Here is a 15,977-nt window from a genome sequence, read left to right as displayed (position 1 = left end):
GTGAGTTTTCAGGTTGTGCCAACTTCAGCTCAAGAATATGTCCTGATTCAAATCACGGACACGCATTTGCTCGAACAACCTGAGCACGAGTTTGTTGGTATGAATCCTGAACAAAGTTTTCATGAAGTGATGACTCACATTCAACAACATTATCCGCAAGCTGATGCCATTATTCATACGGGTGATTTGGCACAAGCACCAAGACCTAAAACTTATCAACGTTATCTGCATTTTATGCAACAGTTGGGGATTCCTTTTTTTCATACCCCAGGAAATCATGACGATGAAAAATACTTTCCTTTTCATCAAGAAAATCCTCAACAGCCTGTTTTAATCGAATTAGGCGACTGGCGTATTATTTTATTGAATACTGCGGTCAGCAACCGGGTCGATGGTTTGGTTTCTACATCTCAACTTGAACAATTGACTGATTTGCTGGAACAACATCAAGCTCATCCCACTATTTTAGCTTGCCATCATCATCCCTTTGAGATGCATTCCAAATGGATCGATCAACACAAACTTAAAAATAGTCAGGCTGTATTTAATTTACTGGAACGCTTTAAGCAAGTGAAAGCGATTTTGTATGGTCATGTGCATCAGAATTCGAGCAATTTTTGGCAACATATTGAATGCTTATCTACTCCATCGACCAGTGTGCAATTTAAGCCGTGTAGCGAGCAATTTGCGCTTGATGCAGTTGCACCCGGTTATCGTGTCCTGAAACTTAAAACAAACGGAACATTTGAAACTGTGGTGCAACGTCTGGAGCACATCAACCACCTTATAAATACAGAAATATCAGGCTATTAACTTTCTATTTTTTCCGTTTTGGATTATGTTCTTCACTCTGTAGAAAAGCTTTGCAACGAAAAGCCGTCTCAGATGACTATCATCTTGCAAAAAAAATCTATATGATGACGACCCCGATCGAAAATACGCCGACGGGATGGAATAAAAAACACTTGCATACCACCATATTTTTTGCGTATAGATAGTACGTGTATGATGAGGAATGCCCTATATGGCGAATGACAACCAAAACCAGGTCTTGGACGAAAACACCGATGTTTTAGACGGTGATAAAACCGCAGCAAAACGTCCGCGTAAAGCAAAGCCAAAGGCTGCTGAAGGGGGCACCACTGCAAGTTTATTTGGTATTGAACCTTATCAACCAAAGAAAAACGAAGAATACATGTCGGATGGGCAACTTGAGCACTTCCGTAAAATTCTTCAGGCATGGAAAGCAGAATTGATGTCTGAAGTAGATCGTACCCTCAACACCATGCAGGACGAGTCTACAGCGCTACCAGACGTCAATGACCGCGCGACACAAGAAGAAGAGTTCGCAATTGAACTGCGTACCCGTGACCGTGAACGTAAACTGATTCGTAAGATCGAGCAATCGCTAGAAGACATCAAATCAGGCGATTATGGCTACTGTGAAACGTGTGGTATTGAAATTGGTCTGCGTCGTCTTGAAGCACGTCCAACCGCGACTCAATGTATCGACTGCAAAACACTTGCTGAAATCAAAGAGAAGCAAAATAACGGCTAACCATGACCGTGAATGACAACACAGCCGAGCCATGCTCGGCTTTTGTGCCACAGCGAAACAGCGTCGATACTCATGTTTCGCGTAGCCACTACATTGGTCGCTTTGCGCCCTCTCCAACAGGTCCTCTACATTTTGGTTCACTGATTACCGCCGTCGCCAGTTATTGTGATGCCAAATCACAACAGGGAAGCTGGCTGGTTCGGATCGAAGATACTGATATCCCGCGCATCTATCCAGACAGTGAAACACATATTCTAAACAGCATTGCTGCTTTTGGTTTTGAAGTAGATGGCGAGATTATTTTTCAGCGTCAACGTTTGCCAATCTACGAACAAGTCATTGAACAACTTAAACAGCAACATTTGGTTTATGCCTGCCAATGTACCCGAAAAATGCTGGGTTCGAATGCCATTTATCAGGGTACATGTCGCAATCTTAATCTGGATTTTAACGATCAGGCAATTCGGGTTAAGGTGAATGACGAATACATCTGTTTTAATGACCGTTTGCAAGGTCAACATTGCAGTCATCTCCAACACGATTTGGGCGATTTTGTGCTAAAACGCCGTGATGGCATTATTAATTATCAACTGGCTGTGGTCGTGGATGATTATTTGCAAGGTATTACGCATGTAGTACGCGGTGCAGATTTACTCGATAATACCGAACGGCAAATCTGGTTAGGTCAGCTACTCGGTTATCCGCGTTTAACCTATATGCACCTACCACTGGCCATGAATGCCAATGGTCAAAAGCTTTCCAAACAAAATCTGGCACAGGCACTCGATCTAAAACAGGCATCCTTATTATTAGCACAAGCAATCGAAGCATTACACCAATCACCTGTTGAGTTAGATATCCCTTCAAATATGCTGAAACAAGCAGTGGCTCAATGGAATATTGACCAGATTCCGCATCAGACCGAACTGAACGACACCTTCCTTTAACCCATAAAAAAACCCAGATTTCATCTGGGTTGATTGGTCTTGCTGTTCAATCATTAGAAGTTGGATTCTTCTCGGTTTGGGTTAACTTGCTGGGTAGAAGAGTCAATTTTAAGCACCAAACTGATCATGGCGGCACACATCATCAGCGACGTTCCTCCATAACTAATAAAAGGCAGCGTTAAACCTTTGGTCGGCATTAAGCCCATATTCATGCCTGCATTCACCAGAATCTGAAGCAGGAAAATAATACTGATGCCGTATGCCAGATAACCTGCACGCAAAAAATTGTGTTTTAACGCGCGATGTCCAATCTTGATACAACAAGCCAACATGCCAAAAGACAAAACCATGACCAGCGAAATACCCACAAAACCAAATTCTTCGCCTAATACCGCCAGCATAAAGTCTGTATGGGCTTCAGGTAAATAAGAAAGTTTTTGAACACTGTGCCCCAGACCTGTTCCAAACCATTCACCACGTCCAAAAGCCATTAGGGCATTGGACAACTGATAACCCGTTCCTAAGGGATCTGCCCACGGATTGGTGAAAGAAAGCGCACGTGCCATTCGATATGGCTCAAATACAATGAGGAAACCAATTCCCATCAATACCGCACCGAGCATAATGGCAAACTGAGTAGGTGGCGCTCCTGCCAAAAAGAAGATCCCCACCATCATCAGGACTATGACCACGGTCGCGCCCAAATCAGGCTCTGCAATAATCAAACCAACAGTAATCGCCATAATTCCACTCAAGCGCACTAAGCCTTTCCAATGGGTACGGACTTCTTTGGCGCGGCGTACCACATAATCAGCGGTAAAAATTGCCATCATCACTTTCGCCACTTCCGTCGGCTGCAAAGTAAAACCTGCCAATCGAATCCAGCGCTTGGAGCCATTCACTTCTGTACCGATCACCAATACCGCCAGTAGCAGTACAATCGTAATCAACCACAAAGGAAAAGTGTTTCTAAACCAGAGATTGAGTGGAACCTTGTAGACCAAATAAGCAATGACTGCTGCACTGGCAATCGAGATTGCATGACGAACCACATAATGAAATGGATTTTCATGCATATATTCAGCATAAGGCATGGAAGCAGAAGCCACCATAACCGAGCCGATACACAACAAACATACCACACAGAAAATCAGCAAATTTTTAGCAGTCATTTCCGCAGGAAATTTGGGGATCCAGCGATCATAGAGCTGATTAAGTTTGGTTATGGTTGTCTGAGCAAAGCCAGCCATCGCATCTTCCTTATTTCTTGTTCTGATTAAACCAGTGTATTTACACAGGCAACAAACTGATGCCCACGGTCTGGATAGCCTGTAAACATATCAAAACTGGCACATGCAGGCGATAATAATACAACATCATGTTCAGTTGTTTTCGCTTGAGCCAATTCGACCGCTTGCTTCAAACTTTGTGCCTGAATCAATTCGGTACTGCCCTGTAAGGCAATTTGCAATATTGGCGCATCTTCACCGATCAGGATCGCCACTTTGACATATTTAGCAACCAAAGCTTTAAGTAAGCTGAAATCCTGACCTTTGCCCTGCCCACCTAAAATCACCACCACTTTTGCCTGTTGAGGTTCAATCGCGGCACCCAAACCATCAATCGCGGCAAGCGTCGCACCGACATTGGTTCCTTTGGAGTCATTATAATAACGTACACCATGCACGGTTTTGACATATTCACAACGATGCTCCAAGCCTTTAAATTGCTTTAAGGTCTCTAGCATCGAATCTCGTGGTAAGCCAATCGCCTCCCCTAGAGCCAAACAAGCCAGTGCATTGGCAACATTATGCGTCCCCTGAATATACAGTTCGGAGCTTTTGATCAAACGTTCACGACCTCGTGCTAACCACAACGTACCATTATCTTCACGTAAAATGCCGTATTGATTAAGATCAGGCGCATTTAAGCCAAAACTTTGCATCGGCGTTTGATCAGGCACTAAAGGTCGAGTCAGACTGTCATCTCGGTTATAAACAACTTTTTTAACACCCTGAAAAATACGATGTTTGGCTTTATGGTAACCGAACATATCACCATGACGGTCTAAATGATCTTCACTCATATTCAACACAACTGCCACAGCCGCATTCAGGTTAGATGTGGTTTCAAGCTGGAAACTGGATAATTCCAGTACAATTAATTCAGGTTGATCTTTAAGTAAATCAAGCGCAGGACGCCCCAGATTCCCCCCTACTGCAACCTTACGCCCTGCATCCTGCGCCATTTTCCCAATTAATGTTGTTACTGTACTTTTTGCATTTGAACCTGTAATCGCCACAATCGGCACATCTGTAGCACGACGTAATAATTGAATATCACTGACCACTGGAATGCCTTTTGCAATCACCTGTTGAATTTCGGGAAGTTGCGGTGCAAGCCCTGGACTTAGAATAATTTCTTCGGCTTGTAGGAGCAATTCCAGATCCAGTTGACCAAAACTGGTTTTGACTTCGGCAGGAATCTGATCATGACCGGGTGGTGTTTCACGTGAGTCAGTTACCGCAACCCGATAACCTTGTTCATGTAGAAAATTCACAGCAGACACCCCTGAAATACCAAGTCCTGCTACGACTTTTAATCCGCCCCGTTGTATTAGCATGTTTGCTCCGCATATCGATGCCAGAATTGAATGCAAAATGTTAGCATTTCTAAGTTTTGAATACTTTTTCAGTTTTCATTTTATTCATCGTTTTTTGTGTCAGCGCGTAAAAAAAGCCATCAAGTTGATGGCTTTTTGCACAATATCTTCATTCAATCGTTAATGCCATTTTACGGGTTTAACTTCATTATTCTTAATCATCGGCTTGTCATCACTTGAACAACCACAGCCGCCTGCACAACCTACTGACATTTTAGGTTTTAGCCACTTGGCCAGCACATGCCAACCGCGCTGTTCACAAAAGACCGACAACGCAGAAAATGTCGCACTGGATGTTTTCGGAAAGACCTTTTTAAATACCACCAAGGCACTCCAAATCACCAACACCGCAATAATCAAATATTCAATCATTTCAGCCTCCGTTGAGCGCAGAACATACGCCTTAAATAAAAAACCGTGATGCAATTTGATAGGTCAGGAATGACATCAGATAAGCCAAACCAAATAAATAACCCGTCATAATCGCCACAAATTTCCACGAACCTGTTTCACGACGCACCGTCGCCAAAGTTGCCAGACAGTGAGGCGCATAGATAAACCACACCAATAATGACAAGCCTGTTGCCAGTGACCAACCGGTATCTGGCGCACTAATTAACTGACTGAGACTTTGCGCAACCGCATCATCACCACCCGTCGCTGAAAGTGCGTAGACGGTTCCCAATGCGGCAACCACGACTTCACGTGCCGCCATCGCTGGAATCAACGCAATACAGATTTGCCAACTAAAACCAAGAGGCGCAAATAAAGGCTGAATCAAGTGCCCTAGCATGCCTGCGAAACTGTAATCAATCGCAGGTAAGGTCGCACCTTCTGGCGGTTGTGGAAATGTACATAAGAACCACAACAACACTGATAACGCGAAGATAATGCCACCGACACGCTTCAAGAAAATCTTGGCACGATCCAATAAACCGATTCCCACACTTTTCAGGTTTGGAAAACGATAACTAGGCAATTCCATCAACAAAGCATGCTGTGATTTATCTTTTTGAAAGAATTTCATCACAAATGAAACCAGTAGTGCGCTTAAAATTCCTGCCATGTATAGACCAAACAGCACCAATCCTTGCAGATTAAAAATACCCCAGACCGTTTGATTTGGAATAAATGCACCAATCAGCAAAGCATAGACAGGTAAGCGAGCCGAACAGGTCATCAGTGGTGCAACCATGATCGTGGTAAAACGATCCCGCGGGTCACTGATACTCCGCGTTGCCATAATGCCAGGAATCGCACAAGCAAAACTGGACAAGAGCGGAATAAACGCCCGACCACTCAAGCCAGCTTTAAACATCAGTTTATCGAGTAAAAAAGCCGCACGTGGTAAATAACCCGACTCTTCCAGAACCAAAATAAAAAAGAACAAAATCAAAATCTGGGGCAAAAACACAGCCACTGCGCCTGCGCCTGCAATAATTCCATCGACGACTAGACTGTGCAGCAACGGTTGAGTAATAAAACCACCGACCACTTCACCCAACCAACCAAAAAAGGCTTCAATGCCATCCATAAACGGTGCTGCCCAAGCAAATACCGCCTGAAACACCACAAACATTAAAATGGCAAGACTGAGTAAGCCAAGTACAGGATGCAAAAAGATTTTATCTAGAAAATCAGAACGTTTATCTTCCTGATCAACATAATGTACGACATCGTTCAGAATGGTTTCAATTTTCTGGTGATGGCTACCCTTAAGCCCACTTAATTCAGTATGCGGGACGCTAAATTTATTTTGATCGAGTGCAGTCTTGAGCATTTCAACGCCTGCATTTCGCACAGCTACTGTTTCAACAACTGGAACACCTAAACGCTCAGAGAGTTTTTGTGCGTTGACTTGAATTCCACGGCGACGCGCTTCATCCATCATGTTCAGTACAACCAGAACAGGACGACCCAGTTCCAAAACCTCAAGCACCAAGCCCAAATGCAGCTTCAAGTTGGTCGCATCGACCACACATAAAAATGCATCCTGTTGCTCTTCACCTTCAATTTTACCCAAACAAACATCACGGGTAATGGCTTCATCAGGGCTAGTGGCAGTCAAACTATAGGTACCCGGCAAATCCAATACCCGTACTGTTCTTTTTGAAGGTAATTCAAAAAAACCTATTTTGCGTTCAACTGTCACACCCGCATAGTTCGCCACTTTTTGACGAGTTCCAGTCAGTTGGTTAAACAGAGAAGTTTTACCGCAGTTTGGATTTCCAACAAGGGCGACACGAAGCACTTCACTCATGCTGGAACTCCATCGTTCTGGCTAATTTCAATCTTTTCAGCTTCAATTTTACGCAGCGCAAAGCGCGTAAAACCTAACTGGACAAGAATCGGATCTCCTCCAAATACACCTTTGGTGATGACTTCAACTTTCTCACCCGGAACAAAACCAAGTGTTTCCAAGCGACTTGCGACAAGGTCTTGCTGATCTGCATTGCCATCTACGGTACGATTGACCTTGGTGATGATGGCAGTTTGCTTAACTTTTAACTCTGATAAACGCACCGCATCTGATCCTGAACTCTTTTATATAGTATAACGTCAAATGAGAATAATTAACAAATAAGGAAGAATTACAATTCTCATCCCGAATAGAGGCTCGACAGCGCGTGACTTTTCACCTAAAGTGCTGATCATGCAAGAGATAAAAAGATGACCATCAGCAAAAAACCTCGTATTCCTGCGGCTGTAAATATCCCTGAACAATTTAGTTTTTTACAGGGTTTTCGTGATTATCTGGTCGCTCAGAGCGTCAGCCCCCATACGCGCAATGCGTATTTAAGTGATTTAATCCAGTGCGGTAGTTTATCTGCTGTTAATTTGACCGATTGGTCAAGTCATGATGTCTCGGAGGTCATGATTGAACTGACCAAACTCAGTAAAAGCCCGCGTTCCATTGCACGCTGTCTGTCCGCATTACGTCAATTTTATAAATTTTTACGTGAGCAAAAATTACGTACAGACAATCCGATGGCCAATCATAAAAGTCCTAAACTGGGACGCGCCTTACCTAAAGACTTATCCGAACAGGATGTCGAAGCGCTGATACAAGCACCAGACACCGAAACTGCGTTAGGACTTCGTGACCGCGCTATGCTAGAGGTTTTATATGCCTGTGGCTTACGTGTCACGGAACTCTTAAATCTACGACTGGATTTAATTAATTTAAAACAGGGTTATTTACGCATTACAGGCAAAGGCAATAAAGAACGCCTCGTTCCCATGGGACAATTTGCAACACAGTGGGTCGAGCACTATCTGGCGCAATCTCGCCCTCATTTATATAAAAGCAGCACGGACTATTTATTTCTCACTCAACATGGCGGCATTATGAGCCGACAAAATTTTTGGTATGCCATTAAGCGTTATGCCTTACAGGCCAATATTCAAGCTGATTTATCGCCACATACTTTGCGTCACGCCTTTGCCACGCATTTGCTTAATCATGGCGCTGACTTACGTGTAGTGCAAATGCTGTTGGGACACAGTGATTTATCGACAACTCAAATCTACACCCATGTCGCACAGGTTCGTATGCAACAACTCCATGCTCAGCATCATCCACGTGGTTAAAATAAAATGATTAATTAACCCTCAAAACAATGTGATCAACTCTACAAATTTAGCTATTATTTTTTACAGTTGATGTGCAATAAACCACATGGCTGTTTGTTTTTTTTGCTATTCTTAGCCCTTTCCGATTTAGAATTTTGATAAAAGGGTCGTCTATGTTGTTTACCCGATCTCGTCTTTTTTTAGCATGTACAGTGGCAACAGCTCTTGCCCTTTCAGCTTGCTCTAAAGAAAACTCAGCACAAAAACAAGATACTTTAACAGCCAGTGCGCCCGCAACAGGTGAAGCCTCAACGCTCAGTGAACGTAATGCCCAGCAACGTTTAATCACCACGCTACAACAACAATTTAAAAAAGCCAATATTCAGGCTAAAGTCATTGATATCAAACCGACCGAAGTTCCCAATTTATATTGGGTGAATCTGGAAGGCATGAGTTCTGTGTATGCCACCAGTGACGGCAAATATATTATTCAAGGGGAAGTCATCCGTTTAGGTGACAAAGAACTGACCAATGTCGGTGATGCACTGCAATCTTCAGAAAATAAAAAATTATTTGCAGCACTCAAAACTGAAGATTTAATTGTTTACCCAGCCACGAATGGTAAAGCCAAACATGTGATTTACGTGTTTACCGATTCAAGCTGCCCGTATTGCCACAAATTACATGAACATCTCAGTGAGATCACCAGCAAAGGGATTGAAGTTCGCTATATTGCATGGCCTCGTGGTGAACAATTTATGCCAACCATGCAAGCAATCTGGTGTAGTGAAGACCGTAAAGCTGCATTTGATCAATCTATTCAAGGCTTGCCGGTACAAGCTCCACAATGTAAAAACCCTGTGCATGAACAATATCAACTGGGTCTAAATATTGGGGTCAATGGAACGCCTGCAATTTACAACAGTGATGGTCAATATCTGGGTGGATATCTCACACCAGATGAGTTGGTAAAACGACTGGAAAAATAAATATTCACAGTAATCCCCATCACTTATAAAAATTTGACACTGGGCGAAGATAAAACACACTTCGCCCTAGAGTCTGGCGCTTTTTTTAGCTATGATCTAGCCTTGTTTATTTTTTAATGCATGTATGGAGTGTGACGTGAAACCAGTTCGTCTGGCAATACTCGGTCTTGGAACCGTGGGTGGTGGAGCCCTTAAACTATTACAAGAAAACGCCGCTGAAATTAAACGTCGCACCGGCCGTGAAATTCAAATTACCCATGTTGGCACTCGCCGTCCTCGTCCCGATCTTGAGCTCGAAGGCATTCAGCAAAGTGCAGATTTAATGGAAATCGTACGTCAACCCAACGTTGATGTAGTTGTTGAAGTTATGGGCGGTATCCATCCTGCATATGAAGTGATTATGGAAGCCATCAAGCATGGTAAACAGGTCGTGACTGCCAATAAAGCCTTGCTTGCAGAACATGGTAACGAACTCTTTAAAGCTGCTGAAGATAATGCAGTTCAGATCGCTTATGAAGCAGCCGTTGCAGGCGGTATCCCGATTATCAAAGTCATTCGTGAAGGTTTGGCTGCCAACCGTATTGAATGGCTTGCAGGCATTATTAACGGTACCGGTAACTTTATCCTGACTGAAATGCGCGATAAAGGTCGTGCCTTTACCGACGTGCTCGCAGAAGCTCAACAACTTGGTTATGCCGAAGCTGATCCAACTTTTGACGTTGAAGGGATTGATGCTGCACATAAGCTTACGATTCTGGCGTCTTGTGCATTTGGTATTCCGCTACAGTTTGACAAAGTCTATACCGAAGGGATTAGTAAAATTACCGCACAGGATGTCAAATACGCAGAAGATCTTGGCTTCCGGATTAAACACCTCGGTATTGCGCGCCGTGCAGAACATGGTATTGAACTACGTGTCCACCCAACCCTAATTCCAGAAGAACAACTGATTGCAAATGTCAATGGAGTCAAAAATGCAGTGCTCGTACAAGCTCATGCAGTTGGCCCAACATTATATTATGGCGCAGGCGCAGGCGCAGGCCCAACCGCTTCTGCTGTAGTTGCGGATATTGTGGATATTGTACGCGATATTTCTTATACCGAAGATGGTGCTGGAACGATTCCTCAACTGGCTTTTGAAGCTTTGACAGATTTACCTATCCTCAAACGCGAAGAAATGACCACTGGGTATTATCTACGTGTCGATGCCGAAGACCAGACAGGCGTACTTGCAGATATTACGACGATTCTCAGTCGTGCTGGCATCAGCATCGATGCCATCATGCAACAATCTCGTTTAAAAGACTTAATCCCGATCGTGATCTTAACTGACCCTGTCGTTGAGTCAAAAATGGATGACGCGATTGCCAAAATTCAGGCTTTGCCTGCAATTCATGGCGAAATCGTACGAATTCGTTTAGAATCGCTGGATAGTTAAACAGGTGGAGAGGGTCACTCCCCTCTCACCAGCTCTACCTCACATTTGGAACATCATCTCATGTCTAATGCCAATCGTTATACCGGTCTTGTTGATCGTTATCGTGACCGTTTGCCAGTTTCAGCAACGACCCGTGCTATTTCTTTAGGAGAGGGAAATACCCCACTGATTAAACTAGAGAACATTCCACGTCTGATTGGTAAAGATGTTGAAATCTATGTGAAATATGAAGGTTTAAACCCAACAGGTTCATTCAAAGACCGTGGTATGACTATGGCTGTCACCAAAGCGGTTGAAGAAGGCTCTAAAGCGATTATCTGTGCATCTACAGGTAACACTTCTGCGGCGGCAGCGGCGTATGCTGCACGTGCAGGCATCAAAGCGTTTGTCTTAATTCCAGAAGGCAAAATCGCAATGGGTAAAATGGCGCAAGCCATGATGTATGGTGCAATCACCATGCAAATCCGTGGTAACTTTGACGATGGTATGCGTCTGGTGAAAGAAGTGGCTGATCAGGCTCCTGTCACCATTGTTAACTCAATTAACCCTTATCGCTTACAAGGTCAAAAAACCATTGCCTATGAAATCGTAGAAGCATTGGGTCGTGCGCCTGATTATCACTGCTTACCAGTGGGTAACGCAGGTAATATCACGGCACACTGGATGGGTTATACCGAAGCAGTGGCGAATCAGCCTGCGGATCAATTTGAACAAGTCATCTATGATGCTGCAACAGATCAGTTCACAGGTCCTAAACCAGAAGGCTTACCAACCATGGTGGGTTATCAAGCTTCGGGCGCTGCTCCTTTCTTACGTGGCGCACCTGTAGAACAACCTGAAACGGTCGCAACAGCCATTCGTATTGGTAATCCACAAAGCTGGAATCATGCTAAAGCTGTGGTTCGTGATTCTAAAGGCTGGTTTGATGAACTTCAGGATAGCGAAATTCTTGAAGCACAACGCTTACTGTCTATGTATGAAGGTGTGTTTGTAGAACCTGCTTCTGCGGCATCGATTGGTGGTGCGATTCGTGATATCAAAGCGGGTAAAATTGCAGAAGGTTCTGTGATCGTTTGTACAGTGACAGGCAACGGCTTAAAAGACCCTGATACTGCAATCAAACAATGTGCAGATGCAGTCATGCTATCGATTGATGCCACTATGACTCAAGTGAAAGACTCTATTTTGTCCAATATGTAAGTTTAGATTTGACATGAAAAAACCAGTTGCTTGCAACTGGTTTTTTCATTATGGGCATATTGATCGTAAATTTAAAATGACATCAAATTTTTTTAAAATCTGCTAAAGACGTTTTGGTTGTTGAGATAACCAAGTCAATAAATTAGTTGCATCATTGGTACGTGCCTGCGAGCTTGATGCACCTAATAACACCACCACTGCTGGTCGCGAATTCACAGTGGTATGCATCACCACACAACGCCCTGCTTCATTAATATAACCTGTTTTAGACAGATTGATATTCCAGCCACCATTACGCACTAATGCGTTGGTATTATTGGACTTCAGTACGCGATAGCCCAGATTAAAGTCATAGGTCGGGGTCGTTGAAAACTGACGAATCAAACCGTATTGAGATGCTGCACTGGCTAAAATTCCCAGATCACGTGCAGAAGCCACATTATGCGGATCTAGACCTGTAGACTCGACATAATGCGTTGACGTCATACCCAACTGACGTGCTTTAGCATTCATCGCAGCCACAAAGGCACTACGTCCACCGGGATAAGTTCTCGCTAAAGCCGCTGCCGCAGGATTTTCAGACTTCATTAAAGCAAACAACAATACTTCAGCACGATTCATGGTATCGCCCGCACGTAGCGTTGAGCTAGAGTTTTTGCCACCTGCACCCGCAAAATCGATTTGCTGTAAGGTGATTTCTTCAGACATATCGAGACGTGCATCCGAAGTCACCACAGCCGTCATCAGTTTGGTCAAAGACGCTATAGGAAAGGCTGTATTGGTATTTTTGCTATACAGTACTTCACCTGTCTGAGCATCCATCACCAATGCTGCTCGGGCATTGACAGAAGGCTGAGAGCCATAGCCACTCGTGTCACGAATCACGACTTTCGGGGTGGATGAAATTGAAACATTCGTATTCGCGGCTGGTGCAGCGCCATGACTGCGCACCGTTGTACTAATACTGGTTGAACCTTGTGGACTTGCTTCGAACTCGCCATCATCATTTAAAAGCTGACTGGCTTGATCTGAAGACCAATTTAATGACGCAGATCCGTTCCCCGATGAAGGATTAACAATAATCTCCGCATAACTTGCCGAGCTTAGTGCAAACAAAACAGACATGCTCAAGACATGCATTAATGACTTTTTAGAATTTTTCACGATCAATTACTCAACTCAGGGTACACACAGATTTGCTTATTACCTACATTATGCCTTACATTTGAAGGCACGACATGCAAATAATGACGGCAGCAGTGTGTACAACTATTCTCTCAAACTTGTGTGAATAGGATTGCTAATTTTGTCATTACATTGCAAGTAAATTTTGCTTTATGTAACAAAAAAACATCTTTTTTAGTCCAAGGAGGCCAGCGTGATCACAGTTTTGGTGGTTGATGATCATGAATTAGTACGTACAGGGATCTGTCGTATGCTTGAAGATCAAACTGGTGTTGAGGTGATTGGACAGGCAGAATCTGGCGAAGAAGCGATTGCCATAGTGCGTCAACAACACCCTCAAGTGGTATTACTTGATGTGAATATGCCCGGCATTGGCGGGGTCGAAACTACACGTCGCTTGTTGCAAACCGCACCTGAAACCAAAGTTATCGCGGTGAGTGGACTGGCAGAAGAACCCTATCCCTCATTGCTCTTAAAGGCAGGTGCCAAAGGCTATATTACTAAAGGTGCTCCGATTACCGAGATGGTCAGAGCGATTAATAAAGTCATGCAAGGCGGTAAATATTTCAGTGCTGATATTGCTGAACAACTAGCCAGTTCTTATTTATCAGATACTCAGCAATCGCCTTTTGATGCACTTTCAGAACGTGAAATGCAAGTTGCGATGATGGTGGTCAATTGTATCAGCGCTCAGGAAATTGCTGATAAGCTTTTTGTGAGCGTTAAAACTGTGAATACTTACCGTTATCGTATTTTTGAAAAACTGGATCTTGATAGTGATGTCAAACTCACTCATCTTGCCATTCGTTACGGACTCATCAAACCTTAAGTATTCGAGTTAGATACAATCATGCTGGCGCAATCTTCTACGCCACTTTCTTATACGATTTACCGTTTAGGTTTGTGGTACACCCTTTACCGCCTGCTTATTGTCACAGGTTTAATCATTATTTTTCAGCTCATTTCTGAGCAGTTAAATGCTGACTACAATCAGCCTGTGTTGTATTTTTATACGCTTATCGCTTATTGCGCAGCCAGTCTGATTCAGTTTTTATTGTTTAAGTTTTATCCACGACAGATTGATCGTCAATTGATTATACTGTTTGTGGTTGATGTCATCGCATTGGGGTTGCTGACGTTTTCTCTGGGCGCACCAAATTTAAATATTAGTTTGCTGTATGTTATTACGGTGTTTTCTGCCGCGATTTTACTGCCCAGAAAAGTCTCTTTGGTGATCACGCTTCTTGCTGTTATTTCACTGATCTATCAACAGTTTTTTTCAAGTTTTTTTGATTATAATAATTTAAGCACCATTGGAAATAGTGCTTTACTGGCTTTTTTGTTTTTTGTCATGTATGGCATTGGTCAGGTTGCTGTAAAACATTTTAAAATTCTGGAAAATATTAGCTTTCGTCAATCCCAAGCACTTTATCAACTTCAAAATATTAATCGTTATATTTTAGAACAAATTGATGATGGCTATCTGGTATTAGATGAAAACTACCATGTGGTGCTCAGCAATCCAGCCGCCTGTACGCTGTTGGGCATTCCGCCATTATTTGCGCATGAACAACTTCCGTTGGCCAAAACCCAGCCCGATTTATTTGAACTCTTAAGATTTGATCCCTTAGAAGACGGCGAACAGTTTATTTTTGAATCACAACTGTCTACTTATAACGTGCATATTAAGGTACAACGTTTGATCGTTCCTCATCAGGCTTTAATTTTATTGCGCTTGCAGGATGTGCAGCAGCTCAATCAACAGGTTCAACAGCTTAAACTTGCCGCTTTAGGACAACTTTCCGCCAGTATTGCCCACGAAATTCGTAACCCATTGGCAGCGATTGTACAGGCCAATGAACTGTATATTGGCAGCGAATCTGAACAGCAGCATTTACTGCAAAAAATGATCAGTAAACAATCAAAACGTATCAATGATATTATTGAAGATACATTGCGTATGGCGCGCAATGACACCACGCATCCGATGCTGATTGAGTTAGATAGCTTTTTGTCTCATTTACTGACTGAAGATTTATCCGATGTTCAACATCAAATCCGCTTGGAGATGACCGAGAAGGTAATCGTTCAATTTGATCCAAAACAGTTAACCCAAGTTTTAATCAACCTGATTCGCAATGCATTACGCCATAATGATCCAGATGTTGATCAGATTGTATTATCCGTACGTATGGTTCAAGCTGAAGTATTCATTGATGTGATTGATTTTGGCAATGGCATCGAAAAACGTGATATATCGCAACTATTTAAGCCATTTTTTAGTACCGAAATCAAGGGAACTGGTTTAGGATTATATTTGTCCCATAGTCTGTGTGAAGCCAATCACGCCAAGCTCAGTTATGTGGAACAACAAAAAGGAGCATGTTTTAGAATCCAATGCTCAACAAAAGATAAATAATATTAG

General features: G+C 43.1%; 15 protein-coding genes. 9 read left to right on the top strand and 6 right to left on the bottom strand.

The window, feature by feature from the left end:
* From cpdA to gluQRS, 3 genes are all read left to right on the top strand, one after another.
* The gene (gene cpdA, locus EGS47_RS08715) at window positions 1-813 is read left to right on the top strand and encodes a 3',5'-cyclic-AMP phosphodiesterase (RefSeq protein ID WP_005001814.1); all 813 of its coding nucleotides are present in this window, start codon (window positions 1-3) and stop codon (window positions 811-813) included.
* 211 nt (window positions 814-1,024) lie between these two features.
* A complete protein-coding gene (dksA, locus tag EGS47_RS08710) occupies window positions 1,025-1,558 on the top strand; it encodes an RNA polymerase-binding protein DksA (protein WP_004995330.1) in 534 nt (177 codons plus the stop codon).
* Between the two features lie 2 nt (window positions 1,559-1,560).
* The gene (gene gluQRS / locus EGS47_RS08705) at window positions 1,561-2,505 is read left to right on the top strand and encodes a tRNA glutamyl-Q(34) synthetase GluQRS (RefSeq protein ID WP_005001812.1); all 945 of its coding nucleotides are present in this window, start codon (window positions 1,561-1,563) and stop codon (window positions 2,503-2,505) included.
* 53 nt (window positions 2,506-2,558) lie between these two features.
* Here gluQRS and ftsW read toward each other — a convergent pair whose 3' ends face one another.
* The 5 genes from ftsW to EGS47_RS08680 all read right to left on the bottom strand — a co-directional run bounded on the left by ftsW (window position 2,559) and on the right by EGS47_RS08680 (window position 7,690).
* Window positions 2,559-3,755 carry a putative lipid II flippase FtsW gene (gene ftsW / locus EGS47_RS08700; protein ID WP_005001810.1) on the bottom strand — a complete coding sequence of 399 codons (1,197 nt, stop codon included), beginning with the start codon at window positions 3,753-3,755 and terminating at the stop codon, window positions 2,559-2,561.
* Between the two features lie 26 nt (window positions 3,756-3,781).
* Complete coding sequence (murD, locus tag EGS47_RS08695) at window positions 3,782-5,128, bottom strand: UDP-N-acetylmuramoyl-L-alanine--D-glutamate ligase (RefSeq protein ID WP_125269534.1); 1,347 nt, start codon at window positions 5,126-5,128, stop codon at window positions 3,782-3,784.
* 159 nt (window positions 5,129-5,287) lie between these two features.
* Window positions 5,288-5,539, bottom strand: a complete 252-nt coding sequence (locus EGS47_RS08690; protein ID WP_004995339.1) for a DUF6587 family protein — start codon at window positions 5,537-5,539, stop codon at window positions 5,288-5,290.
* 31 nt (window positions 5,540-5,570) lie between these two features.
* Entirely contained in the window at window positions 5,571-7,427 is a 1,857-nt protein-coding gene (gene feoB / locus EGS47_RS08685) for a ferrous iron transporter B (protein ID WP_005001808.1), read from the bottom strand.
* Window positions 7,424-7,690 carry a FeoA family protein gene (locus EGS47_RS08680; RefSeq protein WP_005001807.1) on the bottom strand — a complete coding sequence of 89 codons (267 nt, stop codon included), beginning with the start codon at window positions 7,688-7,690 and terminating at the stop codon, window positions 7,424-7,426. The genes feoB and EGS47_RS08680 overlap by 4 nt, the downstream gene beginning before the upstream one ends.
* 147 nt (window positions 7,691-7,837) lie before the next feature.
* Between EGS47_RS08680 and xerD the strand changes: the two genes are divergently transcribed.
* The 4 genes from xerD (at window position 7,838) to thrC (ending at window position 12,367) form a co-directional block, all read left to right on the top strand.
* Window positions 7,838-8,758 (top strand): site-specific tyrosine recombinase XerD, encoded by a 921-nt coding sequence (gene xerD, locus EGS47_RS08675; protein WP_005001806.1) that lies wholly within the window; start codon window positions 7,838-7,840, stop codon window positions 8,756-8,758.
* 155 nt (window positions 8,759-8,913) lie between these two features.
* Entirely contained in the window at window positions 8,914-9,729 is an 816-nt protein-coding gene (locus EGS47_RS08670; protein ID WP_005001805.1) for a DsbC family protein, read from the top strand.
* Between the two features lie 136 nt (window positions 9,730-9,865).
* Window positions 9,866-11,167, top strand: coding sequence for a homoserine dehydrogenase (locus EGS47_RS08665; RefSeq protein ID WP_010588808.1), 1,302 nt, complete (start codon window positions 9,866-9,868; stop codon window positions 11,165-11,167).
* A gap of 60 nt (window positions 11,168-11,227) precedes the next feature.
* Window positions 11,228-12,367, top strand: coding sequence for a threonine synthase (gene thrC, locus EGS47_RS08660; RefSeq protein WP_005001803.1), 1,140 nt, complete (start codon window positions 11,228-11,230; stop codon window positions 12,365-12,367).
* A 102-nt stretch (window positions 12,368-12,469) separates the two neighbouring features.
* Here thrC and pbpG read toward each other — a convergent pair whose 3' ends face one another.
* A complete protein-coding gene (gene pbpG / locus EGS47_RS08655; RefSeq protein WP_080632309.1) occupies window positions 12,470-13,531 on the bottom strand; it encodes a D-alanyl-D-alanine endopeptidase PBP7/8 in 1,062 nt (353 codons plus the stop codon).
* A gap of 214 nt (window positions 13,532-13,745) precedes the next feature.
* On the opposite strand from pbpG, the gene EGS47_RS08650 reads away from it, so the two are divergent.
* A complete protein-coding gene (locus EGS47_RS08650) occupies window positions 13,746-14,381 on the top strand; it encodes a response regulator (RefSeq protein WP_004995355.1) in 636 nt (211 codons plus the stop codon).
* 21 nt (window positions 14,382-14,402) lie between these two features.
* Window positions 14,403-15,971, top strand: a complete 1,569-nt coding sequence (locus EGS47_RS08645) for an ATP-binding protein (protein ID WP_005001798.1) — start codon at window positions 14,403-14,405, stop codon at window positions 15,969-15,971.
* The last annotated feature ends 6 nt before the right edge of the window (window positions 15,972-15,977 follow it).

It is taken from the genome of Acinetobacter sp. FDAARGOS_515, assembly GCF_003938865.1.
GTDB classification, from domain to species: Bacteria; Pseudomonadota; Gammaproteobacteria; order Pseudomonadales; family Moraxellaceae; genus Acinetobacter; species Acinetobacter ursingii.
Note: the sequence above shows the minus strand (reverse complement) of the source record. Positions and strands in the feature narration are given on the sequence as shown.

Excerpts from the sequence above, each read along its gene's own strand:
- dksA (WP_004995330.1), top strand. The coding sequence starts at position 1,025 with ATGGCGAATGACAACCAAAACCAGGTCTTGGACGAAAACACCGATGTT.
- gluQRS (WP_005001812.1), top strand. The coding sequence starts at position 1,561 with ATGACCGTGAATGACAACACAGCCGAGCCATGCTCGGCTTTTGTGCCA.
- ftsW (WP_005001810.1), bottom strand. The coding sequence starts at position 3,755 with ATGGCTGGCTTTGCTCAGACAACCATAACCAAACTTAATCAGCTCTAT.
- murD (WP_125269534.1), bottom strand. The coding sequence starts at position 5,128 with ATGCTAATACAACGGGGCGGATTAAAAGTCGTAGCAGGACTTGGTATT.
- EGS47_RS08690 (WP_004995339.1), bottom strand. The coding sequence starts at position 5,539 with ATGATTGAATATTTGATTATTGCGGTGTTGGTGATTTGGAGTGCCTTG.
- feoB (WP_005001808.1), bottom strand. The coding sequence starts at position 7,427 with ATGAGTGAAGTGCTTCGTGTCGCCCTTGTTGGAAATCCAAACTGCGGT.
- xerD (WP_005001806.1), top strand. The coding sequence starts at position 7,838 with ATGACCATCAGCAAAAAACCTCGTATTCCTGCGGCTGTAAATATCCCT.
- EGS47_RS08670 (WP_005001805.1), top strand. The coding sequence starts at position 8,914 with ATGTTGTTTACCCGATCTCGTCTTTTTTTAGCATGTACAGTGGCAACA.
- thrC (WP_005001803.1), top strand. The coding sequence starts at position 11,228 with ATGTCTAATGCCAATCGTTATACCGGTCTTGTTGATCGTTATCGTGAC.
- EGS47_RS08645 (WP_005001798.1), top strand. The coding sequence starts at position 14,403 with ATGCTGGCGCAATCTTCTACGCCACTTTCTTATACGATTTACCGTTTA.